At 66.1% G+C, this 26,308-nt stretch carries 22 protein-coding genes and 1 tRNA gene; 12 read left to right on the forward strand and 11 right to left on the reverse strand.

The window, feature by feature from the left end; genetic code table 11:
* Positions 1–69: 69 nt before the first annotated feature.
* The 4 genes from EG244_RS04305 to EG244_RS04320 are packed head-to-tail and all read left to right on the forward strand — an operon-like array spanning position 70 to position 6,787.
* On the forward strand, positions 70–1,071 hold the full coding sequence (locus EG244_RS04305; RefSeq protein ID WP_124963783.1) for an AAA family ATPase: 1,002 nt from the start codon (positions 70–72) through the stop codon (positions 1,069–1,071).
* On the forward strand, positions 1,068–1,946 hold the full coding sequence (locus EG244_RS04310) for a DUF58 domain-containing protein (protein ID WP_124963784.1): 879 nt from the start codon (positions 1,068–1,070) through the stop codon (positions 1,944–1,946). Before EG244_RS04305 ends, EG244_RS04310 begins: the two co-directional genes overlap by 4 nt.
* A 3-nt stretch (positions 1,947–1,949) precedes the next feature.
* Positions 1,950–4,709 carry a DUF4159 domain-containing protein gene (locus EG244_RS04315; protein WP_124963785.1) on the forward strand — a complete coding sequence of 920 codons (2,760 nt, stop codon included), beginning with the start codon at positions 1,950–1,952 and terminating at the stop codon, positions 4,707–4,709.
* The gene (locus tag EG244_RS04320; protein WP_124963928.1) at positions 4,709–6,787 is read left to right on the forward strand and encodes a hypothetical protein; all 2,079 of its coding nucleotides are present in this window, start codon (positions 4,709–4,711) and stop codon (positions 6,785–6,787) included. Before EG244_RS04315 ends, EG244_RS04320 begins: the two co-directional genes overlap by 1 nt.
* Positions 6,788–6,903: 116 nt before the next feature.
* Here EG244_RS04320 and EG244_RS04325 read toward each other — a convergent pair whose 3' ends face one another.
* Positions 6,904–7,767 carry a peptidoglycan DD-metalloendopeptidase family protein gene (locus EG244_RS04325; protein ID WP_158617233.1) on the reverse strand — a complete coding sequence of 288 codons (864 nt, stop codon included), beginning with the start codon at positions 7,765–7,767 and terminating at the stop codon, positions 6,904–6,906.
* A gap of 125 nt (positions 7,768–7,892) precedes the next feature.
* Here EG244_RS04325 and EG244_RS04330 point away from each other — a divergent pair, with 125 nt between their 5' ends.
* From EG244_RS04330 to EG244_RS04345, 4 genes are all read left to right on the forward strand, one after another.
* A complete protein-coding gene (locus EG244_RS04330; protein WP_124963787.1) occupies positions 7,893–8,177 on the forward strand; it encodes a 4a-hydroxytetrahydrobiopterin dehydratase in 285 nt (94 codons plus the stop codon).
* A gap of 85 nt (positions 8,178–8,262) precedes the next feature.
* Positions 8,263–9,999, forward strand: coding sequence for a dihydroxy-acid dehydratase (gene ilvD, locus EG244_RS04335; RefSeq protein ID WP_124963788.1), 1,737 nt, complete (start codon positions 8,263–8,265; stop codon positions 9,997–9,999).
* Complete coding sequence (locus tag EG244_RS04340; protein ID WP_124963789.1) at positions 9,980–10,657, forward strand: hypothetical protein; 678 nt, start codon at positions 9,980–9,982, stop codon at positions 10,655–10,657. The genes ilvD and EG244_RS04340 overlap by 20 nt, the downstream gene beginning before the upstream one ends.
* Before the next feature lie 97 nt (positions 10,658–10,754).
* Positions 10,755–11,390, forward strand: a complete 636-nt coding sequence (locus tag EG244_RS04345; RefSeq protein WP_124963790.1) for a DUF6478 family protein — start codon at positions 10,755–10,757, stop codon at positions 11,388–11,390.
* A 258-nt stretch (positions 11,391–11,648) separates the two neighbouring features.
* Here EG244_RS04345 and EG244_RS04350 read toward each other — a convergent pair whose 3' ends face one another.
* The 5 genes from EG244_RS04350 to EG244_RS04370 are packed head-to-tail and all read right to left on the reverse strand — an operon-like array spanning position 11,649 to position 18,002.
* Positions 11,649–12,455, reverse strand: a complete 807-nt coding sequence (locus EG244_RS04350) for a trypsin-like serine peptidase (RefSeq protein ID WP_407644031.1) — start codon at positions 12,453–12,455, stop codon at positions 11,649–11,651.
* Between the two features lie 42 nt (positions 12,456–12,497).
* Positions 12,498–13,799 carry a glycolate oxidase subunit GlcF gene (gene glcF, locus EG244_RS04355; RefSeq protein ID WP_124963791.1) on the reverse strand — a complete coding sequence of 434 codons (1,302 nt, stop codon included), beginning with the start codon at positions 13,797–13,799 and terminating at the stop codon, positions 12,498–12,500.
* A gap of 1 nt (position 13,800) precedes the next feature.
* Positions 13,801–14,940 carry an FAD-binding protein gene (locus EG244_RS04360; RefSeq protein WP_124963792.1) on the reverse strand — a complete coding sequence of 380 codons (1,140 nt, stop codon included), beginning with the start codon at positions 14,938–14,940 and terminating at the stop codon, positions 13,801–13,803.
* Positions 14,937–16,376, reverse strand: coding sequence for an FAD-linked oxidase C-terminal domain-containing protein (locus EG244_RS04365; protein ID WP_124963793.1), 1,440 nt, complete (start codon positions 16,374–16,376; stop codon positions 14,937–14,939). The genes EG244_RS04360 and EG244_RS04365 overlap by 4 nt, the downstream gene beginning before the upstream one ends.
* A 39-nt stretch (positions 16,377–16,415) precedes the next feature.
* Positions 16,416–18,002 carry a gamma-glutamyltransferase family protein gene (locus EG244_RS04370; RefSeq protein WP_124963794.1) on the reverse strand — a complete coding sequence of 529 codons (1,587 nt, stop codon included), beginning with the start codon at positions 18,000–18,002 and terminating at the stop codon, positions 16,416–16,418.
* Between the two features lie 201 nt (positions 18,003–18,203).
* On the opposite strand from EG244_RS04370, the gene EG244_RS04375 reads away from it, so the two are divergent.
* Positions 18,204–18,277: transfer RNA gene (locus EG244_RS04375), tRNA-Gly, on the forward strand.
* A 148-nt stretch (positions 18,278–18,425) separates the two neighbouring features.
* Here the strand turns inward: EG244_RS04375 and EG244_RS04380 are convergent.
* Both EG244_RS04380 and EG244_RS04385 read right to left on the reverse strand, forming a co-directional pair.
* Positions 18,426–19,301, reverse strand: a complete 876-nt coding sequence (locus EG244_RS04380; RefSeq protein ID WP_124963795.1) for a branched-chain amino acid aminotransferase — start codon at positions 19,299–19,301, stop codon at positions 18,426–18,428.
* A gap of 89 nt (positions 19,302–19,390) precedes the next feature.
* Positions 19,391–19,774, reverse strand: a complete 384-nt coding sequence (locus EG244_RS04385) for a MerR family transcriptional regulator (RefSeq protein WP_124963796.1) — start codon at positions 19,772–19,774, stop codon at positions 19,391–19,393.
* A 110-nt stretch (positions 19,775–19,884) separates the two neighbouring features.
* Between EG244_RS04385 and EG244_RS04390 the strand changes: the two genes are divergently transcribed.
* Genes EG244_RS04390 through EG244_RS04400 form a run of 3 tightly spaced genes read left to right on the forward strand, consistent with a single transcriptional unit; the run spans position 19,885 to position 22,142 of the window.
* Positions 19,885–20,316: a PaaI family thioesterase gene (locus tag EG244_RS04390; protein ID WP_124963797.1), complete on the forward strand. Its 432-nt coding sequence runs from the start codon at positions 19,885–19,887 to the stop codon at positions 20,314–20,316.
* Positions 20,313–20,822 (forward strand): PaaI family thioesterase, encoded by a 510-nt coding sequence (locus EG244_RS04395; RefSeq protein WP_124963798.1) that lies wholly within the window; start codon positions 20,313–20,315, stop codon positions 20,820–20,822. Before EG244_RS04390 ends, EG244_RS04395 begins: the two co-directional genes overlap by 4 nt.
* A 21-nt stretch (positions 20,823–20,843) precedes the next feature.
* Entirely contained in the window at positions 20,844–22,142 is a 1,299-nt protein-coding gene (locus tag EG244_RS04400; protein WP_124963799.1) for an MATE family efflux transporter, read from the forward strand.
* 18 nt (positions 22,143–22,160) lie between these two features.
* Here the strand turns inward: EG244_RS04400 and EG244_RS04405 are convergent, their stop codons facing one another.
* The 3 genes from EG244_RS04405 to topA all read right to left on the reverse strand — a co-directional run bounded on the left by EG244_RS04405 (position 22,161) and on the right by topA (position 26,291).
* Entirely contained in the window at positions 22,161–22,790 is a 630-nt protein-coding gene (locus EG244_RS04405) for a CoA transferase subunit B (protein WP_124963800.1), read from the reverse strand.
* Positions 22,790–23,494 (reverse strand): CoA transferase subunit A, encoded by a 705-nt coding sequence (locus EG244_RS04410; protein WP_124963801.1) that lies wholly within the window; start codon positions 23,492–23,494, stop codon positions 22,790–22,792. Before EG244_RS04410 ends, EG244_RS04405 begins: the two co-directional genes overlap by 1 nt.
* 76 nt (positions 23,495–23,570) lie before the next feature.
* Positions 23,571–26,291, reverse strand: a complete 2,721-nt coding sequence (topA, locus tag EG244_RS04415) for a type I DNA topoisomerase (protein WP_124963802.1) — start codon at positions 26,289–26,291, stop codon at positions 23,571–23,573.
* Positions 26,292–26,308 lie beyond the last annotated feature (17 nt).

Below are 26,308 nucleotides of genomic sequence, written 5' to 3' on the forward strand. Positions count from 1 at the left end.
CAGTTTGCCATTTGTAACGGGGCGCCAAGTTTGATTGACTGACATATAGGGACCCTTGCGGAGAATGTCATGTCGGCAGAGCTTTCGGAACAGATTGAAGTGCTTGGTCAGAAGCTGGCTCAGGCGCGCGCGGCGGTGGCGACGCGTTTTTTGGGGCAGGACCTGGTGGTCGATCTGGTCTTTGCGGCGCTTCTCTCAGGGGGGCATGCGCTGCTGGTGGGTCTGCCGGGCCTGGGCAAAACGCGGCTGGTCGACAGCCTTTCGACGGTCATGGGGCTGCAGGGCAGCCGGGTGCAGTTCACCCCCGATCTGATGCCCGCGGATATCCTTGGCTCAGAAGTGCTGGAGGCCGATCCTGAGGGGCGGCGCAGCTTTCGCTTTATTCCCGGTCCGGTCTTTTGCCAGCTGCTGCTGGCCGATGAGATCAACCGCGCCAGCCCCCGCACGCAATCCGCGCTTTTGCAGGCCATGCAGGAGCATGAGGTGACGGTGGCGGGCGTGCATCACGCGCTCGGCAGCCCCTTCCATGTGCTGGCCACCCAGAACCCGCTGGAGCAGGAGGGCACCTATCCGCTGCCCGAGGCGCAGCTTGACCGCTTCCTTGTGCAGATCGATGTGCCCTATCCGGACCGCGCCACCGAGCGGGCGGTGCTGCTGGCCACCACGGGTCTGGAGGAAGCGCCGCTGTCGCAGGTCTTTGAAGACGCGGATCTTCTGGCGGCCCAGAGGCTGCTGCGCCGGATGCCGGTCGGAGAGGCGGTGGTCGATCAGATCCTCTCGCTGGTGCGCGGCTGTCGTCCCGGCGAGGCAGATGCTTTGCCGGAGGTCAGCGCCTCGCTTGCCTGGGGGCCGGGGCCGCGGGCGGCTCAGGCGCTGATGCTGCTGGTGCGGGCGCGGGCGCTGATGCAGGGCCGCTTTGCGCCCTCGGTCGAAGATGTGGCCGCCATGGCGCGGCCTGCGCTGATCCACCGGGTGGCGCTGAATTTTGCGGCCCGTCAGCGCGGGGAAGATGCAGGCGCGCTGATTGACCGCGCCGTGGCGCGGCTGCTGCCTGAGGCCGCTGCCGCATGACCGAGCGCATGGCGCTGCGCCCGCAGGCCGAAGGCTTTGCTGCCGCCCTGCCGCCCCTGATGGCGGCGGCTGAGCGGCTGGCGGCCTCGGTGCTGACGGGGGGGCATGGCCGGGCGCGGGCGGGGCGCGGCGAAGAGTTCTGGCAGTTTCGCGCCGCCACCGCCGGGGATGCCATGCGCCAGATCGACTGGCGCCGCTCGGCGCGGTCAGACCAAAGCTTTGTGCGTGAGACCGAATGGCAGTCGGCGCAGTCGGTGCTGCTTTGGGTCGATCCCTCGCAGGCGATGAGCTTTGCGGGCGCGGGGGCGCATCCGCCGAAATCCCATGTCGCGCGGGTGCTGGCGCTGGCTTTGGCGATCCTTCTGCTGCGCGGAGGCGAGCGGGTCGGGCTTCTCGATCCGGCTTTGCCGGCCGGGGCCGGTCTGGTGCAGCGCGAGCGGCTTTTTCAGGCGCTTGAGGGCCTGAGCAGCGAGGCCGATTACGGCAGCCCTCCGGCGGGGCCGCTGCCTGCGCGGGGGCGGGCGGTGCTGATCTCTGATTTCTTCGCCGATCCCGCGCCTTTGCAGGCGTTTCTGGCGCGGGCAGCGGATCAGGGGGTGCGTGGCGCCCTGGTGCAGCTGCTCGATCCGGCGGAGCATGGCTTTCCCTTTGCGGGCCGCACGCGGTTCGAATCGATGTCGGGTGCTTTGCGGCACGACACTTTGCAGGCGGGTGATCTGCGCGGGGCCTATCTTGCGCGGCTCGAAGAGCGTCAGGCCCTGCTCAGCGGGATGGCGGCGGCGGCGGGCTGGCAGTTTCACAGCCATTCGACGGGGGCCCCTGCGGCCTCGGTGCTGCTGTGGCTTTACCGCGCGCTTGAGCAAAGGGCGGGCTGAGGGATGTGGATGCCGCTCAATCTGGCGTTCAGCGCGCCTTTGCTGCTCTGGGGGCTGCTGCTGCTGCCGGTGCTGTGGTGGTTTCTGCGCGCCCTGCCGCCCGCGCCGCAGCGCCGCCGTTTCCCGGGGATCGTGCTGCTGGACGGTCTGCGCGACCGCCGACCTGAGGCAGAGCGCACCCCCTGGCCACTGATGCTGCTGCGGATGCTGGCGCTGGCGGCGCTGATCATCGGGCTGGCGGGACCCATCCTGAACCCCGAACCCCAGGAGGAGGCTGAGGGCCCTCTGGTCGTGCTGATCGACGGCACCTTTGCCGATGCCCGGGACTGGCCGCAGCGCCTTGCCCGGGCAGAGACGGCGCTGGCCGCGGCGGGTCGTCAGGGCCGCACGGCGGCGCTGGTGCAGCTGACCGATCTGCCGCCGGGCGATCTGATCTTTCAGCCCGCAGAGGCGCAGTCCGCGCGGCTGGCAGGCCTGACCCCCGCTCCCTGGGAGTGGGGGCCGGAGGTGGTGGACCTGGCCGCGAAAATTCCCGAAGGCGCTTCGGTTTTGTGGCTTTCAGACGGGCTGGACCGTCCGGGCCGCTCAGATCTGGCGGCGGCGCTGGGGGGGCGCGCTGATCTGAGGGTCTGGCAAAGCCCGCGCCCGCTGACGGGGCTTTCTGCGCCGGTCATCGAAGAAGGCCGGGTCCGGCTGGATCTGCGGCTCTCTGCGCCCGATCCTGGCCGCGGGGTGACCGTTCTGGCCATTGGTCCCGACCCGTCAGGCGCGGTGCGCGAGCTGGCGCGGGCCGGAGTGACCCTTGGAGAGGGGCTGGTGACCCCGGTCAGTTTCACGCTGCCGGCCGAGCTGCGCAACCGCATCACCCGCTTTGAGATTGAGGGGGGGCGGGGGGCGGCCTCTGTCGCGCTGGCCGATGACAGCCTGCGGCGGCGCAAGGTGGCGCTGGTCGCTGAGCGTGAGGACCGCGAGGGGCTGCAGCTTCTCTCGAACCTGCACTATCTGCGGGAAGCCCTGGCCCCGGCTGCCGATCTGAGCGAGGGGGATCTGAGCGATCTTCTGCGCGCAGGCCCCGATGTGGTGGTGCTGGCCGATGTGGCGGTGCTGACCCCCGATGAAGAGGCGGGCCTGATCGCTTTTGTCGAAAAAGGCGGCCTTCTGCTGCGTTTTGCCGGGCCGAAACTCGCCGCCGCAGCCCTGCCCGAGGGGGAGGACCCCCTGATGCCGGTGCGTCTGCGCGCGGGGGGGCGCACGGTGGGCGGCGCCATGAGCTGGGGTGCGCCGCGCGCGCTGGCCGCCTTCCCGGAGGACAGTCCGTTTTATGGCCTCAGCATCCCCGATGAGGTCACGGTGCGCGCCCAGGTTCTGGCGCAGCCCGACCCCGATCTGGCGCGGGCGGCCATTGCCATGCTGGCCGACGGCACGCCGCTGGTGACGCGGGCCACGCGCGGCGCGGGGCAGGTGGTGCTGTTTCATGTGACCGCCAATTCCGACTGGTCGGGCCTGCCGCTCTCGGGCCTCTTCGTGCAGATGCTCGAGCGGCTGACCATTCTCTCTGCCGCCCCCGGGGCGGAGACCGCCGAAGCCGGGGGCCGCGCCTTTGAGGTGCGCCGCGCCATGGACGGCTTCGGGCGGCTGAGCGGCGGAGAGGCGTTTCCCGCCGTCCAGGGTGCCGATCTGGCCGCTGCGCGCCCCGCCGGGGCCGCACGCGAGGGGCTCCCCCCGGGGATCTATGCCGCGCCCGGCAGCCAGCTGGCGCTGAATATCACCGGTCCGGAGCGGCAGTTCGCAACGGCCCGCTGGCCCGCAGGGCAGGTCATTGAAGGCGAGGCGACGGCGGCTCCGCCGCAGGCCCTGAAGGGCTGGCTGCTGCTGGCCGCGCTGATTGCGCTGATGCTGGATATTCCGGCCAGTCTTGCGCTTGCGGGTCGGCTGCGGCACCTGGCGGGGGCTGCGCTGCTGGCGCTTGCGCTGCCCGGGCTCTCTCCGGATCCGGCCATGGCCGATGACCGCCGCGCCGTGGCCGCTACCTCTGAGGTGGTTCTGGGCTATATCCGCACCGGCAATACCGACCTCGATGCCCGCTCTGAGGCGGGCCTGCGGGGCCTTAGCCTGATCCTCACCAATCGCACCACCATTGAGCCGGGCGCGCCGGTGGCCGTTGATCCCGAGAGCGATGAGCTGGCCTTCTTTCCTTTTCTCTACTGGCCGATCACGGCGGATGCGGCGATGCCCTCACCCGCGGCTTACCGGCGGCTGAACCAATATCTGCAAACCGGGGGCATGATCCTTTTTGACACCCGCGATGGCGATGTGGCCGATTTCGGCGGCGCCACCCCGGAGGGGCGGGCGCTGCAGATGATCGCGCGCCCGCTGCAGATCCCGCCTTTGGAGCCGATTGCCGGGGATCACGTGCTGACGCGGACTTTTTATCTGCTGCAGGATTTCCCGGGCCGCCACGCCGGGCGCAGCGTCTGGGCCGAAGCCGCGCCCCCCGATGCCGAACGGGCGGAGGGCATGCCCTTTCGCAACCTCAATGACGGGGTGACCCCGGTGGTGATCGGCGGCAATGACTGGGCCTCGGCCTGGGCGACGGATGCGCGGGGCGTGCCGCTTTATCCGGTCGGGCGCGGCTTTGCCGGAGAGCGCCAGCGCGAGATGGCCTGGCGCTTTGGCGTCAACCTCATCATGCATGTGCTGACCGGGAATTATAAATCCGATCAGGTCCATGTGCCTGCACTTCTGGAAAGGCTGGGACAGTGATCTTTGCGCTGATCTGGGATCCGCTTCTGCCGCTCTGGCTGCTGGCTGCCCTGGGCGGGCTGGCCCTTCTGCTGACAGCCCTGGCGCTGTGGAAGCGGATGGCGGGCGGGATCTGGCGGGCTTTGGCCTTTGCGGCGCTGCTTGCGGCGCTGGCCAATCCGTCGCTGCGCGAAGAGGACCGGCTGGCGCTCTCTGACATCGCGCTGATCCTGGTGGATGACAGCGCCAGCCAGCAGATCGCGGGACGCCCCGATCAGACCGCCGCCGCGCTTGCGGCACTGCAGAGCCGTCTGGCCGCGCAATCCGGTCTGGAGGTGGAGGTCCGCCGCATCCCCGATCAGCCCGAGACGGCGGATGCCGCCGAAGGGGGCACCTTCGCCATGGCGCATCTCGCCGAGGCCATGGCCGGGATCCCGCGGGAGCGGCTGGCCGCGGTCTTTCTGATCTCGGACGGTCAGGTCCATGATGCCTCCCGCGCGCCGGATCTGCCCGCGCCTTTGCATCTTCTTCTGACCGGAGAGCCGCAGGACTGGGACCGCCGTCTGGTGATCAAAACCGCGCCACCCTTTGCGGTTATGGGCGAGCCGGTGCAGATCGTTTTGCGCATTGAGGATCAGGGCCGCGTGCCGGCGGACCTCTCGGGAGAGGCCGTGCTGACCCTGCGCCTGGGCGCAGAGCCGCCCCTGGCGCTGCGCGTGCCGGTGGGCCGGGATGTCGAACTGCCGCTGACGCTGCCTCATGCGGGGATGAATGTGGTGCAGCTCGCGCTGGAGATGGCCCCGGGGGAGTTGACCGACCGCAACAATGCCGCCGTGCTGCGCATCAATGGCGTGCGCGACCGGCTGCGGGTGCTGCTGGTCTCGGGCGAGCCCCATGCCGGAGAGCGGGTCTGGCGCAACCTGCTGAAATCCGATGCCTCGGTGGATCTGGTGCATTTCACCATTCTGCGCCCGCCGGAAAAGCAGGATGGTGTGCCGGTCTCGGAGTTGTCGCTGATCGCTTTTCCGGTGCGCGAACTCTTCGTCGATAAGATCCGCGAATTTGATCTGATCATCTTTGACCGCTACCGCCGCCGGGGCATCATGCCCATGGCCTATATGGAAAATGTCCGCGACTATGTGCGCGAGGGCGGCGCGGTGCTGATCTCGGCAGGACCGGAGTTCGGCACCGCCGACAGCCTCTGGCGCTCGCCTCTCGCCGAGATCCTGCCGGTCGAGCCCACAAGCCGCGTGCTGGAAGAAGGTTTCCGCCCGGTGCTGACCGATCTCGGCCGCCGTCACCCGGTGACCATGGGGCTGGATGCGGCCTATCAGCCCGACGGCTGGGGCCGCTGGTTCCGCCAGATTGATCTGCGCGCCACCGGCGGGCAGGTGGTGATGGAGGGCCAGGGAGACCGCCCGCTTCTGGTGCTGGACCGGGTGGGCGAGGGCCGGGTGGGGATGCTGGCTTCCGATCAGATCTGGCTCTGGGGCCGGGGCTATGAGGGCGGCGGCCCGCAGCTGGAGCTGCTGCGCCGTCTTGCGCATTGGACGATGAAAGAGCCTGAGCTGGAAGAAGAGACCCTGACCGCCAGTTCGCGCGGGCTGTCGGTCACGATTGAGCGCCACACCCTTGGCGCGGCTCCGGGCGCGGTTGAGATCACATCGCCGGGGGGCAGCCGCATGGATCTGACGCTCTCGGAGGTCTCTCCGGGGCTTTGGCGCGGCACCTGGCAGGCCCCGGAAATCGGGCTTTATCAGATGCGGGAGGGGGATCACCGCGGGGTCTTTGCGCTGGGCCATGCCGCCCCGCGGGAGTTCGTCGGCACCATCGCCTCTGAGGCGCCTTTGCACGACGTGCTGAAAGCCTCCGGCGGCGGGGTGCAGCGGCTGAGCGAGGGGCTGCCCGACATCCGCCGCGTCAGCGAGGGCCGCGCCGCCTTTGGCCGCGGCTGGCTGGGCGTGCCCTACCGCGAGGCCTTTGCCACCCAGGATCTGCGCATCCGCCCTGCGCTGCCGCCCTTCGCCTGGGCTTTGCTGATCGCCGCCCTGATCCTGACCGCCTGGCTGCGGGAGGGCCGCATGGGCCGCAGGCGCTGAGGCCTGCCCGGCATCGCCGCCAGTGCGGTGCTGTCGGATGGGTGAGGGCCTGATCCCTTAACCGATCTGTTGGCGGCTGCGTCTCTCACCGCCAACAGTCCGCGTGCGCAGGGGCGTTAAGCCCGCCGAAGCCCCTCGGGCAGGCGCAGCAGAAGGCCGGGGTCGGGGCAGATGTCATCCCAGACCGCCATCAGGCTCTCATGGCCGACGCCGAAGAAATTGCCCGACTGCTCCAGCAGATCGGACATGATCTGGAAATGCAGATGCGGCGACCAGCCGCCGTTCTCATGCCAGTCGCCGAAATGCGCGATCGGCTGCCCGGCCTCGATGCTGTCCCCCGGTTGCACCAGGCTTGGCAGTGTGTCGGCGAGATGGCCGTAAAGCGTGAAGAAGGGCAGACCGCCGCCGTCATGCTCAAGGATCAGCGTATGGCCATAATCCAGCGGATCGGCGTTATAGCTGACCGAGCGCACCACGCCCGGCAGCGGCGCATAGACCGGGGTCAGGGCGGGGGCGAAAATATCGATGCCCAGATGCACCTGCCGCCGCTCAGGGCTGGCGGCATCGGCGAATTGATCCGAGGCATAACAGCTGCGCTTTTCGCCGCGCGGGCCGGTGCCATAGGGCAGCTGCAGCGCCTCAAACCAGGCATCAAAAGCGCGGTCGGAATATTCCGGCATCGACGGATCACTGCCATCGGCGCGCAACAGCCGCGCATTGCTGTGATCGGGCAGCGGGCGCACCACGGGCTGCACCTCGGCGGTGCTGAGCCAGGCCTTCAGCTTCGTGACGCCGGGCACCGCCTCACCGCCCGCAGCTTTGCGCAAAATTGCGCGCAGAACGCCCTGATCGACCTGCGCAAGACGGGCCTGCACCGCAGCAGAAGACGCCCCGATCAGCGCCTCAAGCTTTTCCGGCGCGACGCCGGACTGCAAAAGCGCGGTATAAAGATCGGCGACATCGGGCAGGACTTCGGTCATTCTCATCTCCTCGGGCAGGCTGTGGCGCAGAGTGGCGCGCCTGGCCTTGATTTGGCAAGAGGGAGCCGGACGTCCCCGACAGGGTTGGTCCGGGCAGGAGACACACATCAGGGAGGAGAGCCGATATGCGACTGACCGACCCGGAAATTGAGACCGCGCTGGCGGAGTTGACGGCAGACTGGCGCAGCGATGGCGCGGCTTTGTTTCTGCGCGTCACCCGGCGCGACTTCGCCTCGGCGCTGGCGCTGGTGACGCAGGTGGGGGCGGCCGCTGAGGCGCAGAACCATCATCCGGACGTTACGCTTGGGTGGGGATACTGCAGCTTTCGGCTGACCACGCATTCGGATGGTGGGCTTACCGCGAAAGATTTGAAGCTTGCGCGGGCCATTGACGCAATAATCGCATCATAAAGATCGGTCGGGGCGACAGCATTGCTCTTGCCCCGCGCTCTTTGCGGGCTTATCCCATGCCGAGCCAGTTGCGAAGGATAACCCCATGAGCACCAACCAGCGTTTCGACAAATCGAAACTTCCGAGCCGCCACGTCACTGAAGGTCCGGCCCGCGCGCCGCACCGCAGCTATTTCTACGCGATGGGCATCTCTGAAGAAGAAATTCACCAGCCCTGGGTTGGTGTGGCGACCTGCTGGAACGAAGCGGCTCCCTGCAATATCGCGCTGAACCGTCAGGCGCAGTCGGTGAAAATGGGTGTGAAAAAGGGCGGCGGCACGCCGCGCGAATTCACCACCATCACCGTGACCGACGGCATTGCCATGGGCCATGAGGGCATGCGCTCGTCGCTGGCCTCGCGCGATGCGATCACCGATACCGTTGAGCTGACCATGCGCGGTCACTGCTATGACGCCCTGGTGGGTCTGGCGGGCTGTGATAAATCGCTGCCGGGCATGATGATGGCCATGGTGCGTCTGAACGTGCCTTCGGTTTTCGTCTATGGCGGCTCGATCCTGCCGGGCAAACTGAACGGCAAAGACGTTGTTGTGCAGGACGTGTTCGAGGCCGTGGGCAAACATGCCGCCGGCACCATGTCGGATGCCGAACTGCAGATCCTTGAGCGCGTGGCCTGCCCCTCGGCCGGGGCCTGCGGTGGTCAATATACCGCCAATACCATGGCCTGCGTCTCGGAGGCCATCGGCCTTGCGCTGCTGAACTCTTCGGGCGCACCGGCCCCCTATGAGAGCCGCGACCAATATGGTGATTTCTCCGGCCAGGCCGTGATGAAGCTCATCGAGAAGAACATCCGCGCCCGTGACGTGGTGACCCGCAAGGCGCTGGAAAACGCCGCCCGCGTGGTGGCCTGCACCGGCGGCTCGACCAATGGCGGTCTGCACCTGCCGGCGATTGCCCATGAAGCGGGCATCGATTTCGACCTCTTTGACGTCTGCGACATCTTCCGCGACACGCCCTATTTCGTGAACCTGCGTCCGGGCGGCGATTACGTGGCCAAGGACCTCTTTGAGGCCGGTGGCGTGCCGGTGGTGATGAAAGAGCTGGCCCGCGCGGGTCTGCTGCATCTCGACTGCCTCACCGCTTCGGGCGAAGAACTGGGCGAAGCGCTTGGCCGCATCACCCATGAGCCCGATGGCAAGGTCATCCACTTCATCGACGCGCCGATCTCGAAAACCGGGGGCGTTGTCGGTCTGCGCGGCAACCTCGCTCCCGATGGGGCGATCGTGAAAGTCGCGGGCATGTCGGAAGAAGAGCAGGTCTTCACCGGCCCGGCCAATGTCTTTGAATGCGAAGAAGAGGCCTTTGAGGCGGTTCAGAAGCGCGGCTACAAAGAAGGCGATGTGATCGTCATCCGCAACGAAGGCCCCGCAGGTGGCCCGGGCATGCGCGAGATGCTGTCGACCACGGCGGCGCTCTCGGGTCAGGGCATGGGTAAGAAAGTGGCACTGATCACGGATGGCCGTTTCTCGGGCGCAACCCGTGGTTTCTGCGTGGGCCACGTCGGCCCCGAGGCCGCCCATGGCGGCCCGATCGCGCTGCTGAAAAACGGCGATATGATCACCCTGAACGCCGTCACCGGTGAAATCTCGGTCGATCTGACCGAGGAAGAGCTGGCAAAGCGCAAAGCCGAATGGGCCGGTCCGAAGACGACCGATTACAACTCGGGCGCGCTTTGGAAATACGCCAAACTCGTGGGTTCGGCCCGTTACGGCGCCGTCACCCATCCGGGTGCCAAAGCGGAAACCCATGTCTATATGGACCAGTAAGGTCAGTCGCGCGGCGGCGGGGACAGCCCTCGCCCTCGCGCTTTCCGGCTGTCAGATGACATCCGCGCCCGGGCCGGAGAAGCAGTCACGCTTCTCCGGCCCGCCGCCGTCAAAAATGGCGGTGGCGGGCGGGCAGCTGATCGTTTCGGGGCCGCGGGGATATTGCATCGACCGCGAGTCGAGCCGCGATGACGCTGGCGCTGCGGCGCTGGTGGTGCTTTCGCCCTGCCGGGGCCTGGGGGCGGGGCTCTTCGCGGAGCGCGCGGCCCATGAGGCGGTGATGACGGCGGCGGTCGGCGCGCGCCCGATGGTGGCAGAGCCGGGGCGGCTTTTGCCCGCCATGCAGGCCTTTGCCGCCACAGACCAGGGCCTTGCGGCGCTCAGCCGTTCGGGCGCGGCGCAAAATATTCAGGTTCGCCATATTTTTGCCGAAGGTGACGTGGTTTATATGCGTCTGACGGACCGCGGGCAGTTTGCCTGGGGAATCGTTCAGCCCGACTACTGGCGGGCTGTGGTGCCCGCGGGGGGGCGGATGCTCAGCCTTTCGGTGCTGGCTCTGCCGCAGTCTCCGCTGAGTGACAGTGACGGGCTTCGGCTGCTGCGGGACTTTGTTGCAACCGTGCAGGCAGGCTCAGCGTTACCCGCGACCTCCGGCTGAAGGTGCAGCGGCCCGTCCGGCTGCGGCTTTCAGGGGCAAAATATTAAGGTCCGACTGCCAGACTGGGCAGCGGAATGACGAGAGCAGGTAATTTCTTATGGCAGCCCGGCTGCAGACGATCTTCAACCGGCTGAGCGGACGCACCACGCCAGACGAGGAAACGCCACGCAATTTACCGGAGGGGACGCCGCCAGCGCTTCAGGGCGTGCCGGGGCTTGAATGGGCATGGACCGCGGATCTGCGCACCCGTGGCGCAGGCGGCAGTCTGGCACCCGCCAGCGGCAGTGTGGTTCTCCCCAAGGTGAAGCTTTTCCACGATGGCCGCGCGGGAGAGGTGACCCTGCCTGTCGCCCGCGCCGGGGGGTTTGATCTGGCGCTCTCGGGTTTCAGCGGCAGTTTTCTTTCGCTGGTCTTTGATCTGCCCGCAGAAGCGGTGCAGGGGCTGCGCGCGCGCCATCTGATCCGTCTCGACACCTCGCTCAGCGGCAGCGAGGGGCTGCGCGCCTATGCCCGGCTGAATATCCGCCACGGACCCAATACCGAGCAGATCACCCGCGAAGTCACGGCCCCCGCCGGCGTAGCGCGGGTCGCAGAGTTCGACATGTTCTACGTCGGCCTGAACGAAAAGCGGGTCGAGGCGGCCTGGATCGACCTGATCTTTAACCCGGTTGCAGATGAGCGGATTGCGATCACCGATCTGACCGTCAGCCGCCGCCCCCGCGCAGCACTTTAGGGGGCAGAGCAGTCCGGGTGACGCCTGCATCAGACCGGGGCCCTGGCTCGGGACACGGCAGGCCAGAGGTGGGCTCAGAGTTCCTGCCCTGACCCTTGGCCGGAACAGCAGCTCAGCTTTGGGGTGATGCGGAATGCGCCAGTCCTGGGATGCGAATGACGCACCGCCTCTCATCATTTGGATTGCCACTGCCTCGCCCCCCTGCTCACGTTCCCGGCTGGTTTTACCGCCGCAGCGGCTCCCAGATGTCGGGCGCGGTCAGGGGCGCAGAAACTTCGCCCCCGTGGAGGCTTTGGGCTCATCCGTCATCTGTGGCAGTCCGCCGGTGGGGCGGCGGTGAAATTCCGCGTCGCTGAGCGCGGATTTCAGCACCGGGATCACGCCGTCCAGATCGCTGCCAAGCGCCACCTTCTGCCCGCCCATCTCGGCCTTTGCGGCCACCACCGAGACGATCTCTGCCACTCCGTCGGGGCGCAGCGTAAAGACCGGCGCCCCGGAGGAGCCGAAATCGACGTCGCAGGACATCACCAGCATGCCGGACTGTCGGCTGAGGACATGACAGAAGTCCTGCAAAGACGCCGCCTCTGAGCGGTCGCGGGCATAGGAGACCACGCCCACCTCGGCGCCGCGCTCGGGGGTCTGTCCGGTCTCATAGGGCTTCAGCGAGGGCAGCCGGATCGGTTGATCCAGCTCCAGCAGCGCAATGTCATAGCGCACGCGGGACGCGTCTTCCTCCGGCGACCAGAGATAGTCGGGATGGGCTGCGGCGCGGCGGATGTGGCGGTAAGCGGCGGCGCGACCATTGCGCCAGCCCGCCCGGAACTCCATCCGGTCGATGGGGACCAGAGCGCCGCCCTCGCGCTCGCGCAGGCAATGGGCTGCGGTGAGGATCAGATCGGGGGCGATGAGGGCCGCCGTGCAAAAGCCGGTGCCGCCGAGATCGAGCCGCCCCACAGCCTCCCAGCCCCGGCTGTCGGTGCCGGTCTCCAGCCGCCGCAGCCCCTCTGCCGTGGCGGGGGCCGTCGCGGCGCAGAGCAGGCCCATGAAAATGGCGGCAGGCTTCAGCACGTGATTCGTCTTTCTTCGCGCCGGACTGGCAGTTCCGGTTTACTCCCGCTCTGAGAGGGCAGGCGGCTTTGGCCCGCCCGTCGCCCAGTCCAGAAGCTCTGCCGTATGAACCACCGGAACCCGGCTCGCGTTCCCGATCTGCATCATACAGCCGAGGTTCCCCGCCGCAATCACATCCGGGCTGCGCGCCTCCAGCTTTGCGACCTTATCCGCCTGCAACCTCAGAGAGATTTCGGGCTGCAGCAGGTTGTAGGTCCCGGCCGAGCCGCAGCAGAGATGCGGGTCCGCAGGCTCAGAGACGCTGAAGCCCGCCTGCTGCAAAAGCTCTTTCGGCAGGCTGCGGATCTGCTGGCCGTGCTGCAGCGAACAGGCCGAGTGATAGGCGATGCGCAGGGCCTCGGGCGCGGTCAGCCCCTCTGGCAGACCCGCGCGGTGGACCCATTCGGTCACATCCCCGGCGAGGGCGGCGATGGTCGCGGCCTCTGCCGCGAGGGTTGGATCGTCGCGGAAGAGATGGCCGTAGTCCTTCACCGTGGTGCCGCAGCCGGAGGTATTGATGATAAGGCCATCAAGCCCCGCGCCCCGCACCTCTGTCATCACGGCACGGATCAGGGCGGCGGCGCTGGCCTTTGCCTCTGCCTCGCGGCCCATGTGATGGGTCAGCGCCCCGCAGCAGCCCGCGCCTTTGACCACCACCACCTCAGCCCCCAGCCGCGTCAGGAGGCGAATGGTGGCATCATTGATATCGGTGTTCAGCGCGCGCTGCGCACAGCCCGTCAGCAGCGCCAGACGCAGCTTCTGCGGGCCCTGCGCGGGAAAGCTCTGCGGATCGTCATTGCGCGAGACCGGCGGCAGGCGGGCGGGCACCATGTTCAGCATGGCGCGCAGCCGCGGATCGGGGATCAGCCCCCGGAAGGGTTTGGCCAGCCGACCAAAGCCAAGCGCCAGGCGAAAGCGCAACGGATGCGGCAGCACCTTTGCGATGACACTGCGCAGCAGCCGCTCGGTCAGCGGGCGCTTCCAGGTCTGCTCAATATGGGCGCGGGCGTGATCGACCAGATGCATGTAATTGACGCCTGAGGGGCAGGTCGTGCGACACGACAGGCACGACAGGCAGCGGTCGATATGCTGCACGGTCTTTGCATCCGCCGGACGGCCCTCCTCCAGCATTTCTTTGATCAGATAGATCCGCCCGCGCGGGCTGTCGGCCTCATCTCCGAGCAGCTGATAGGTCGGGCAGGTGGCGGTGCAAAAGCCACAATGCACGCAGGCGCGCAGCTGTTTATCGGCCTCACGGAGGCCGGGATTGCTGAGTTGCTCGGGCGTGAAACGGGTCTGCATGTCAGGCCTCTGCGCTCAGTCGGGCGGGGGCGAAAAGGCCCCTTGGGTCAAATTCTGCCGCGATGGCGGCGTTCAGACGGGCGACGACCGGATCGGTCGGCGGAGCACCCGGCAGGCGGGTGGCCACTGCGGGCGGGGCCTTCAGCAGGCGCGCATGGCCGCCCGCTCTCGCCCCCTCGGTCTGCAGGGCGCAGAGAAGCGCCGGAGCCTCTGCCGCGCTACAGCCGATCGAGAGCCAGCCGCCGCCCAGATCGCTCAGGACCTGCGCGGGGGCGGTGCGGGCGATCAGCTGAAGAAGCCCGGGCATGTGAGAGGGGCGCGCCGAATGGCGGATCACCACCTCTGCACCTGCCAGTGGCGTCAGATCGCGGATCCCCGCCCAGAGCGCGGCAGAGGCGGCGCCTTCGGTGAGTGTGATCTCTGCCGGGGCGAGACGCGCGCGCAGCTTTGCGCTGCGGTAGCGGGTTTGCTCTTCAAAGCCCTCAAGGCGCAGCCAGACCCGGCCTGCCGCAGGATCAGAGGCCGCCCCGGAGACATCCCAGGGAGAACTCAGCGCCCGCGCCATGACAGCGGCCTGATCGGCGGCGGGGATGCCCTCCAGCGTCAGGGTCACCTCGGTCTGCGGCAGGGGCTGCAGGCGGAAGGACAGCTCGCTGAGGACACCCAGCCGCCCCTCACTGCCCGCGAGAAGCTTGACCAGATCATAGCCGGTGACATTCTTCATCACCCGCCCGCCGTTCTTCACCACCCGGCCCCGGCCATCGACAAAGCGCAGCCCGATCAGGCAGTCCCGGCAGGCCCCGGCCTGGATCCGGGCCGGGCCGGAGGCATTGCTTGCGGCCACGCCGCCGATGGTACTAAGACCGCCGCGCCCCGAAAGCGCCGCCAGATCGGGCGGATCAAAGGGCAGGCGCTGGCGCTCAGCGGCCAGCAGGGCGCGGACCTCCTGCAGCGGGGTGCCTGCGGCGACCACCAGGGTCAGCGCGCCCGGCTCATAAAGCGTCACGCCGCTCAGGCCCCTGGTGCTTAAAGCCGGACCCTGCGGCAGCATGAGCGCGCGGGTGCCGCCGCCGCGAATGCTCAAAGGGTCACGGGCTGCGGCGATCAGATCGGCCAGCTCGGCCTCAGACTGCGGGGTCATGCGCGCTTCTCCCGCCGGGACTGCGAGACCCGCAGCGGAAAGACCTTGGCCGGGTTCAAAAGCCAATGGGGGTCAAAGACATCCTTGATCTGCATCTGCGCCTCCAGATCATCGGGGGCAAACTGCACCTCCATCAGATCGCGCTTTTCCACCCCCACGCCATGCTCTCCGGTCAGACAGCCGCCGACTTCGACGCAGAGCCGCAGGATATCGGCGCCAAGCGCCTCGCAGCGGGCCAGATCTTCGGGATCATTGGCGTTATAAAGGATCAAAGGATGCATATTGCCGTCCCCGGCGTGAAAGACATTGGCGACCTTCAGCCCGTAGCCTTCCGACAGCTCTGCGATGCGCCGCAGCACGAAGGGCAGCTCGGTGACCGGGATCGTGCCGTCGAGGCACATGTAATCGGCCATCTGCCCCATGGCCCCGAAGGCTGATTTGCGGCCCAGCCAGATGCGGCGTGCCTCATCTTCTGAGCGGGCTTCGCGGATCTCAACGGGGTTGAAGTCGCGGGCGATGGCGGTGATGCGGGCCAGCTGCGCCGCCATCTCTGTCTCCGCCCCCTCGACTTCGATGATCAAAAGCGCCTCGCAATCGGGATAGCCCGCTTTGGCAAAGGCCTCGCAGGCGCGGATGCAGGGGGCATCCATGAACTCAATGGCGACGGGGATGATCCCCGCACGGATGATGGCGGAAACACAGCCCCCCGCTTCGGCAGAGGTGTTGAAGGCCAGAAGTACCGGGCGCGCGCCCTCGGGCTTTGGCAGGATGCGCAAAGTGGCTTCCGTGACCACGCCAAGCTGCCCCTCTGAGCCGCAGATGACGCCCAGAAGATCAAGGCCGGGGCTGTCGGCAAAGGGCCCGCCCAGCGTCACGACCCTGCCGTCCATCAGAACCAGGGTCACCCCCAGCAGATTATTGGTCGTCACGCCATATTTCAGGCAATGCGCCCCGCCTGAATTCATCGCGATATTGCCCGCAATCGCGCAGGCAAGCTGGCTTGAAGGGTCGGGGGCATAGAAAAAGCCATCCTCTCCAACCGCCGCGCTGACCGAAAGATTGGTGCGCCCGGTCTGCACGCGGATGAAGCGGTCGTCGTAGCTGACCTCCAGCACCGCGGTCATCCGCGCAACGCCGAGGATCACCGCATCCGCCGTCGGCATCGAGCCCCCGGCCAGCGAGGTTCCGGCCCCGCGCGGCACCACCGGCACCCGCAGCTCATGCAGATAGCGCAGCACCGCAGAGACCTCTTCTGTCGTGCGCGGCAGCACCACCGCAAGCGGCGGGCAGCGATAGGCGGAAAGCGCGTCACATTCCCAGGCGCGCAGCGCCACCGGGTCGGAGATCACGCCATCGGCGGGCAGAAGACCGCGCAGTCCGGCCAGGATCTCCTCTCTCCGGGCCAGAATCTGTGGGTCGGGCAGGGGCATCTGCATGTCTTTGGGGCTCCTCCTCCCCGGGGTCTTGCAAGCGCGTCAATAGCCGAGGGCGCAGCCATCCTTGCGCGGATCAGAGGCACCTTCAAAGATACCGCTGTCGTGACAGAAAATCGCCTGAGCGCCGCCGAGGGGCTCATCGCTCCAGGTCACCTCATGGCCCAGAGCTGAGAGTTCTGCGGCGACCTTCGGATCATAGCCCTGCTCCAGCCGCAGGCTGTCGCTGCCCGAGAACGGCCCGCAGAAGCTGCGCGGCGCATCGATGGCGCTTTGCAGATCCATGCCATAGTCGCGCAGGTTTGAGACCAGCCGCGCATGGCCTGCGGGCTGATAGGCCCCGCCCATGACGCCAAAGGGCATGACCACGCGGCCTTTCTCAGCCAGCATGCCGGGGATGATGGTATGCATCGGCCGCTTGCCGCCCGCTGCCTCATTGGGGTGGCCGCGCTCCAGCGAAAAGCCCGCACCGCGGTTCTGAAAGCTGATGCCGAATTTATCCGAGGCAAGGCCGGTCCCGAAAGCATGGAAGGTCGAATAGATCAGCGAGACCACCATGCCGTCGCGGTCGGTCACCGACAGGCAGACGGTGTCTTTGTGAATGGCCTCGGTGGCCGCAGAGACCGCGGGCAGGGCGCGTTTGGGATCAATCAGCGCCGCCAGCTTTGCTGCTGTTTCGGGGGCCAGCATATGCGCCAGCCGCGTGGTGTGATCGGGATCGGCAATCAGGCGGTTGCGCGCGTCATAGGCAAGCTTCGTGGCCTCTGCCTCAAGATGGGTGCGCAGACTGCCTAAGGGATCCATCGAAGCCAGATCGAAATGGCTGAGGATATTCAGCATCAAAAGGGCGACCACGCCCTGACCGTTCGGCGGATGCTCAATCAGCTCCGCCCCCTGATAGGGGGCCGAGACGGGGGTGTCGTAAAAGGCCTCCACACTGGCGAAGTCTTCCGCGCTATGACAGCCGCCGAGCGCCTGGAGGCTGGCGCGCATATCCTCGGCCACCTCGCCCTCATAAAAGCCCTTTGCGCCTTCGCGGGCCAGGCGGCGCAGCACCTCGGCCTGGCCGGGGGCGCGGAAAATCTCACCGACCCGGGGCGGGCGGCCCCAGGGCAGGAAGTGCTGTCGGGCCGCGCCCTTCAGCTTTTCGGTCTCCTGCCAGTCATGCGCGGTGCGCGGGGCCACCGGCACGCCGTTCTCAGCCGCCGCGATCGCCGGGGCGAGAACCTGCTCAAGCGGCAGGCGGCCATGATCGCTGTGCAACCGGCAAAAGGCCGCAATGGCACCGGGCAGGGTCACCGCCTCTGCGCCATAAAGCGGCATGCTGCTGTGACCGGCGTCGCGCAGTGCCTCGGCATCGAGTGCGGCGGGCGCGCGGCCCGAGCCGTTGAGGGCCAGAACCTCCTCCCGCCCGGCGGGTTTGATCAGCACAAAGGCATCGCCGCCCAGCCCGGTCATCTGCGGCTCGCAAAACCCCAGAACCAGAGCCGCACCGATGGCGGCATCGGCGGCACTGCCCCCGGCCTGCAGCAGATTGATCGCAGTGAGAGAGGCCAGCGGATGCGACGAGGCGCAGATCCCATTGGTGGCATAAACGGCCGAGCGGCCCGGTCTTTGGAAATTCCGCATGTCAGTGCCAATCGCTGCTGCACCGCGCGCGGCACAGGTCTTTAAAATTGCCTCAGCCTAGTCTGAGGGTTTCGCAGCTGTCTACTCTGTCCTGCGTCCGAAGGTTGCTTTGCGCGGCGGCGGCGTCTTTCTTCAACGTGGGGACGCTTTCCGCTTGCCATGGCAGATTTTCGGGTGTTATCAGCAGTTTCAGATCCCCGGGCGGGTATGGTGTAGTGGTAGCGCCTCAGCCTTCCAAGCTGATGGGGCGGGTTCGATTCCCGCTACCCGCTCCAGAGGATCTTACAGCGCTCAGGCGCGATTTCTCCTGACATTGATGTGTGAAAGCAAACGGCTCGGGGCCGTTTGGCGGGCTTTGAACATGCCCTTTACGCGCTGTCGTGGCGGAATGGAAAAGGGCGGGAGAAACCCCCGCCCTTCACCTTATACCTTTGCCGCTTCGGCTTTTGCGAAGTCCCAGTAGAGATCGCGGGCGATGGTGGTGTATTTGCCCGGCGCCTCGTAATGGGTGCCGTCAAATTCCTTCACCGGGGTCACTTTGGCGAAGTTGCCCGAGAGGAACACCTCATCTGCGGCGCGGAAATCTTCGTATTTCAGCACGGCCTCATGCACGGTGTAGCCGGCAGCGCGCAGGTTTTTGATATGGCGCGCGCGGGTGATGCCCGACAGGAAGGTGCCATTGGCGATCGGGGTGTAGTATTCGCCGTCTTTCACCATGAAGACGTTGGCGGTGGCGGTTTCGGCCACATTGCCCATGATGTCGGTCACGAGAGCATTGGCATAGCCTTTCGACTTTGCCTCCACCAGCATGCGGGCGTTGTTGGGATAAAGGCAGCCCGCCTTGGCGTTGCAGACCGAGTTTTCCAGCAGCGGACGGCGGAAGCTCGTGGTGGTCAGCGTGGTCGGCTTGTTGAAGTCCGGCATCGCCACTTCTTCGAGGCTGATCGCAAAGCCGGTCGAATTTTCCGCCGGAGCCACGCCCAGCTCTGAGCCGTCGATCGCCCAGTACATCGGGCGCACATAGACCGCAGCGCCCGGGCCATAGGCCTTCAGCCCTTCGCGGATGATGGCGACCATCTCGGTCGGATCCATCGTCGGCGTGATCATCAGCGCTTCGGCCGAGCGGTTCACGCGCGCGCAGTGCAGATCCAGGTCGGGGGTCATACCGTCGAACAGCCGAGCGCCGTCAAAGACGTTCGAGCCCTGCCAGATGCCGTGATCTGCCGCGGTCATGACGGCAATGTCGCCCTCGTGCCAGCTGCCGTTGAACCAGGTGCGGATATTGGTGCCGAATGCCATTAGAGTCTCCATCGCTCACTGAGCGTTACCAAACACCCGTCCCGGGGAAAGGTCCAGACCCCGGCCCCAGGCGGGTTGTCACAGCGGGATTATTTCCCGCTCCGCTCATCCAGTCTGCTCTGCGTTTCAGCGCGCAGCTGCGCGAGATCCTGCAGCGAGGCCCGCAGCGCGGTGATCTGCTCTTCCAGCGCCGCGGTCTGCCGGTCGGCCATGGCCAGAAAGGCGCGCAGCTGGCTGGCGGTGCCTGCGGTGCCATAAAGATCAAGCCACTGGCGGATCTCTTCCAGCGAAAAGCCGAAGTGACGGCCGCGCAGGATCAGCTTCATCCGCGCGACCTCACGCGGGCCATAGCTGCGGCTGCGCCCCTCCTTCTGAGGGTTGAGCAGTTCAATATATTCGTAATAGCGCAAGGTTCGCGGTGTGACGTCGAAACGGGCGCACATCTCTTTGAAAGAGAGTTGAGGGTCAGTCATAGGGGGCCTCCTGCGGGCGCAACCTAGTCCGATCGGCGCAGGGCTGCAATCGGGGCTTGCGCAGGGCAGGCGGGATGGATCAACTGACCGCTCTGGATCGGAGTTCCGTTATGGCAGAATTAACGCCGCAAGTCTTCCTCGACGCTTTACCGCATGCCCGTGCGCTGGATATGCGCTTTGACGGCATTCACGACGGTAAGGTGCGCATCTCAATGCCTTATAATCCGGCGCTGATCGGCGATCCGGCAACGGGTGTGATGCATGGGGGGGCGGTTTATGCGCTGCTCGATACCGCAAGCGGCATGGCGGTGACCACCCATCCGGTCAGCGGCGGCGGCACCGCCACGCTGGATCTCAGGATTGATTATATGCGCGCGGCGACGCCCGGCCAGCGCATCTGCGCCGAGGCTTTTTGCTACAATATGACCCGCACCGTCGCCTTTGTGCGGGCGGTCGCCTACGACGATAACACCGACAAGCCCGTGGCCACGGCCACCGGCGCTTTCACCAATGAACACGTTAAACGGAGCATGGCAGAATGACCACGCGCCCGCGCCCCGAGCCCGTCCAGGTGATCAAACTGCGCCGGGATGCCGCGCTGTCAGCACTGATCCGGGCGATTCCTTACGTCAGCTTCATGGGCTTTCAGTTCGACCGCCGCGGCGATGAGCTGACCGCGACCATGCCTTATCAGGATATGCTGATCGGCAATCCGCTGCTGCCTGCTTTGCACGGCGGGGCGATGGCGGGGTTTCTGGAGAGCACCGCGCTTTTGGAGCTGTGCTGGCAGACCCTTTGGGAGGATGTTGAGCAGGGTCGCATTCTGCCCGCCGATCTCGATGCCGGCTATGTGCCGAAACTGCCGAAGACCATAGATTTTACCGTGGATTATCTGCGCACCGGTCTGCCGCGCGATGCCTATGCCCGCGCGCGGGTGAACCGCTCGGGGCGGCGCTATGCCAGCGTGCATGTTGAGGCCTGGCAGGACAACCGCAGCCGTCTCGTGGCGCAGGCCACCGGACATTTCCTGATGCCGGAGCGTCCCTGACACTCTTCCGATGAGCCTCGCATGACCGAGATTTCCCAAAAGCGCGTGCTGCGCATCGCGCTGCCCGTCGTGCTGTCGAATGCCACCGTTCCTCTGCTGGGGGCGGTGGATACGGCTGTTGTGGGGCAGATGGGGCTGGCCGCGCCGATCGGGGCGGTGGGCCTTGGGGCGGTTGTGCTGGCCTCGGTTTACTGGATCTTTGGCTTTTTGCGCATGGGGACCTCGGGCCTTGCGGCGCAGGCCATAGGCCGGGGCGACCGCGCCGAGCGTGACGCGATTTTGCTGCGCGGGCTGCTGGTTGGTGGCCTTGCCGGGCTATTGATGGTCGCGCTGCAATATCCGCTGATACAGGCGGCGTTTCGCATCGCGCCTGCCAGCGCCGAAGTGGCGGAGCTGGCGCAGAGCTATCTCGGCATCCGGATCTGGGGTGCGCCCGCCACCATCATGCTTTACGCCATCACCGGCTGGCTGATCGCGCTGGAGCGCACAAAGGCGGTTCTGGCGCTGCAGCTGGTGATGAACGGCGTGAATATCGCGCTCGATTTCTGGTTCGTGCTGGGCCTTGGGCTTGGGGTGCCGGGGGTGGCGGTTGCCACGCTGATCGCCGAAGGCGCGGGGCTGGCGCTCGGGCTCTGGCTTTGTCGGGCGGGGCTGCGGCCGCTGGCTTTGCGGGCGCAGATCTTTGTCGGCGGGGCCTGGGGGCAGATGCTGCGGGTGAACCGCGATATCATGATCCGCTCGGTGATCCTGCAGGGCAGTTTTACGACGTTTCTCTTTCTGGGCGCGGGGATGGGGGATGTGACCCTGGCCGCCAATCAGGTGCTGTTGCAGTTTCTCGAAGTGACGGCCTATGCGCTGGACGGATTTGCCTTCGCGGCAGAGGCCCTGGTGGGGAAGGCGGTGGGCGCGAAGCGGCGCGCCGATGTGCGTCGGGCCAGCCTGATCGCGGGACAATGGGCGCTGGCGGGGGGCGTCGCACTCGGGGGGCTTTATCTGATCGCGGGGCCCTGGCTCATTGATCTGATGACCACCGCGCCCGAGGTGCGGGAGGTGGCGCGTCTGGCGCTGCCCTGGCTGATCGTGCTGCCGCTGGTCAGTGCGGCGAGCTATATTTTTGACGGCATTTTCATCGGCGCGATGCTGACGCGCGAGATGCGCAATGTGATGCTGGCGGCGGTGGCGATCTATGGGGTGGCGCTTTTTGCGCTGGTCCCGGTGTTTGGCAGCCATGGGCTTTGGGCGGCGCTTTTGATCCTGAACGCCGCGCGCGGCATTGGTATGGCGCTGCTGTATCGCCGCGCCGAGGCGGCAGCGGCCTGAGGGGCCGCTGCACTTATCTCAGTTAACGATTGTGGCTTCCGTGGCGGCGCGCAGCTCTGCCTCGGTCACGCCCTCGGCGCATTCGACGATGCTGAGGCCACCTTCGACCACGTCAAACACGCCAAGGTTGGTGATGATGCGGTTCACCACCCCCTTGCCGGTCAGCGGCAGGCTGCATTCTTTCAACACCTTGGATTCGCCGGTCTTTGAGGTGTGATCCATCACCACCACCACACGGCCGACGCCCGCGACCAGATCCATCGCGCCGCCCATGCCCTTCACGAGCTTGCCGGGCACCATCCAGTTCGCCAGATCCCCGCTCTCCGAGACCTCCATCCCGCCAAGGATCGCCATGGCAATCTTGCCGCCGCGGATCATCGCAAAGGAGGTGGCGCTGTCGAAATAGGCCGTCTGCGGCAGCTCGGTGATGGTCTGTTTGCCTGCATTAATCAGGTCAGGATCTTCCTCGCCCTCAAAGGGGAAAGGCCCCATGCCCAGCATGCCGTTTTCCGACTGCAGCGTCACCGTCATGCCTTCGGGGATATAGTTCGAGACCAGCGTCGGAATGCCGATCCCAAGGTTCACATACCAGCCGTCCTGAAGTTCCTGCGCGGCGCGGGCCGCCATTTGGTTGCGATCCCAGGGCATTATGCAGCCTCCCGTTTGCGGACAGTCCGCTGCTCAATGCGTTTTTCGTGCTGGCCGGTGATCAGACGATGCACATAGATGCCCGGCACATGGATATGGTCGGGATCAATCGAGCCCATGGGCACGATCTCTTCGACTTCGGCAATGCAGATCTTCCCGCAGGTGGCGGCAGGGGCGTTGAAGTTCCGCGCCGTCTTGCGGAAGACCAGATTGCCCGAGGTATCGGCCTTCCAGGCCTTCACGATCGACAGATCCGTGACCATGCCGCGCTCCAGGATATAGGTGCGGCCGTCGAAGTCTTTGTGCTCTTTGCCCTCAGCGATCACGGTGCCGACGCCGGTCGCGGTGTAGAACCCGGGGATCCCGGCTCCGCCTGCGCGCATCCGCTCGGCCAGGGTGCCCTGGGGGTTAAACTCCAGCTCCAGCTCGCCCGAGAGATACTGCCGCATAAACTCAGCATTCTCGCCCACATAAGAGGCGATCATCTTCTTCACCTGACGGCTTTCCAACAGTTGCCCCAGACCAAAGCCATCGGTCCCGGCATTATTGGAGGCCACGGTGAGGTTTTTGACGCCATTCTCGCGGATCGCCGCAATCAGCAGCTCCGGAATGCCGCAGAGGCCAAAGCCCCCTGCCGCAATCGTCATTCCGTCAAACAGCGCGCCATCCAGCGCCGCTGCTGCGGAAGGGTAGGTTTTATTCATTCGGACGGGCCTCCCAAGCTCAGTTGAGAATTTGTGGCCCGCCCGGGGGTACCTGTCAATCGCCGCGCTGCGGCAATCACTCGGTCAGTGAGTCATCCGCCGCCGCCTTTTTCGGTGCGGCCTTCTTTTTCGCAGCCGGTTTGGCCGTGGCGGCTTTCTTCGCCGGGGCCTTTTTGGCGGCGGGTTTCTTTGCGCCCTCGGCCTTTGGTTTGGCGGCCGTCTTCCGGGCGGGCTTTTTCACCGCTTTGGCGTTGACCAGCTCAATCGCCTGCTCGGCGGTGATCTCTTCGGGCGTGGTCTCTTTGGGCAGCGTGGCGTTGACCTTGCCCCATTTGATATAGGGCCCGTAACGGCCGGGCATGACCTGCATCTCACCGCCGTCCGGATGCTCGCCAAGCGAGCGGAGCGGCTCTGCCGCAACGCCGCGCGCAGCACCGCGGGCCGCCTTTTGGGCCAGCACTTCGACGGCGCGGTTCATGCCAATTGTGAAGACTTCCTCGGCATCCGCCAGATTGGCGTAAACCTTGCCGTGCTTCACGTAAGGCCCGAAACGGCCAAGCGCGGATTCGATCATCTCGCCATCTTCGGGGTGCGGACCGATCTGGCGCGGCAGCGACAGCAGTTCCAGCGCCCGCTCATAGGTCAGCTGATCGGCGGCCCAGCCTTTGGGCAGGCTGGCGCGCGGGGGCTTGGGCACTTCTGCCGTGGCCTCACCCTTTTGCACATAGGGGCCAAAGCGGCCGGTGCGCAACGTCACCTCGACGCCGAAGTCATCGGTGCCCAGAACCTTACCATCAAGCGCCGCCGCCGGATCATCCGCCGAGACCGAGATCGGGCGGGTGTAACGGCATTCCGGATAATTGCCGCAGCCGAGGAAAGCCCCGCCCGAGCGCGCGGTTTTCAGATGCAGACGGCCAGCGCCGCAGGTCGGGCAGCTGCGCGGGTCTGACCCATCCGCGCGCAGCGGATAGAGATGGGGCGACAGGAAATCATCCAGCTTATCCAGCACTTCACTGATCCGCAGGTCTGATGTCTCGCCAATCGCGGCCGAGAAATCCCGCCAGAAGCGCGCCAGAACATCCTTCCAGGCGCGATCCCCGGCCGAGACGTCATCAAGTTCAGCCTCAAGATCCGCGGTAAAATCATATTCCACATAGCGGCGGAAGAAATTGGTCAGGAAAGCCGTGACCAGCCGCCCCTTGTCCGAGGGGATCAGGCGGTTTTTGTCCTTGGTGACATATTCGCGGTCCTGGATCGTGGTGACGACCGAGGTATAGGTTGAGGGCCGCCCGATGCCGAGTTCTTCCATCCGCTTGATCAGCGTGGCTTCCGTGTAGCGCGGCGGCGGCTGGGTGTGGTGCTGCAGCGCCAGCGAGGCGCCGTCCTGACCGAGCACCATATTGGTGGCGCGGTCGGGGGGCGTGCCGAACTCGGCGCCCTTCACATAGTCCGGGCGGCGGGCGTCTTTGGCGCGGCTGACCGCTTCGCCCTTCATAACCTGGGGCAGGCGGGCGCTGTCTTCGCTGTCGTCGTCGTCGCGGCCTTCGTCATAGACGCGCAGAAAGCCGTCAAACTGCACCACCTGACCGGTGGCGCGCAGCTCAACTTCGGTGTCGGCGCTGGCGAAATCGACCGTGGTCCGCTCCAGCCGTGCCGAGGCCATCTGCGAGGCGATGGTGCGCTTCCAGATCAGATCGTAAAGGCGGCGCTGATCGGTATCGGTGATTTTCAGCTGCTCAGGCGTGGCGGCAAGCACCGTGGGGCGGATGCATTCATGCGCCTCCTGGGCGTTTTTCGCCTTGTTTTTATAGACGCGCGGGCTGTCGGGGACGTAATTCGCGCCGTAAATATCTTTGATCGCGGCGCGGGCAGCGGTGATCGCCTCTGGCGCCATATCGATGCCGTCGGTCCGCATATAGGTGATGTGACCGGCCTCATAAAGACGCTGCGCCGCGGCCATGGTGGCCTTGGAGCCCATGCCGAATTTGCGGCTGGCTTCCTGCTGCAGGGTCGAGGTCATAAAGGGCGGGAAAGGGTTGCGGCTCGCGGGCTTCGCCTCAACCGATTTCACGCTGAAGTCGCGCTTATCGATGGCCGAGACCGCGAGTTCCGCTGAAGCCACCGTCGCAAGATCGAATTTATCGAGCTTTTTGCCGCCCAAAATCGTCAGGCGCGCCTCAATCTGCTGACCTCGCGGGGTAACCAGAGTGGCGGTGACCGACCAGTATTCCCGCGGGTTAAAGGCCTCAATCTCCATCTCGCGCTCAACCACCAGGCGCAGCACGACCGATTGCACCCGGCCCGCCGAGCGCGCGCCCGGCAGTTTGCGCCAGAGCACCGGCGACAGGTTGAAGCCGACCAGATAATCCAGCGCGCGGCGGGCGAGATAGGCCTCCACCAGCGCGGTATCGACATCGCGCGGCTTGGCCATGGCCGCCAGAATCGCCGGCTTGGTGATGGCGTTAAACGCCACGCGGCTGACCTTTTTGCCCTTTTTGATCGAAGAGGCCAGCGCCTGCTGAAGGTGCCAGGAAATCGCCTCACCTTCGCGGTCAGGGTCGGTCGCGAGGATCAGTTCATCATCGGTCTTCAGCGCATCGGCAATCGCCTTGATGTGCTTTTTGCTGTCGGCCGCGACTTCCCATTTCATTGAGAAATCGTCATCCGGCAGAACCGAGCCATCCTTGGGAGGAAGGTCGCGAACATGGCCGTAGGACGCCAGAACGGTATAACCGGGGCCAAGATATTTGTTGATAGTCTTGGCTTTAGCGGGCGACTCGACGACGACGACTGGCATAGGGTCCTTCCTTGGTG

The sequence above is a fragment of the Falsigemmobacter faecalis genome (assembly GCF_003863335.1).
GTDB classification, from domain to species: domain Bacteria; phylum Pseudomonadota; class Alphaproteobacteria; order Rhodobacterales; family Rhodobacteraceae; genus Wagnerdoeblera; species Wagnerdoeblera faecalis.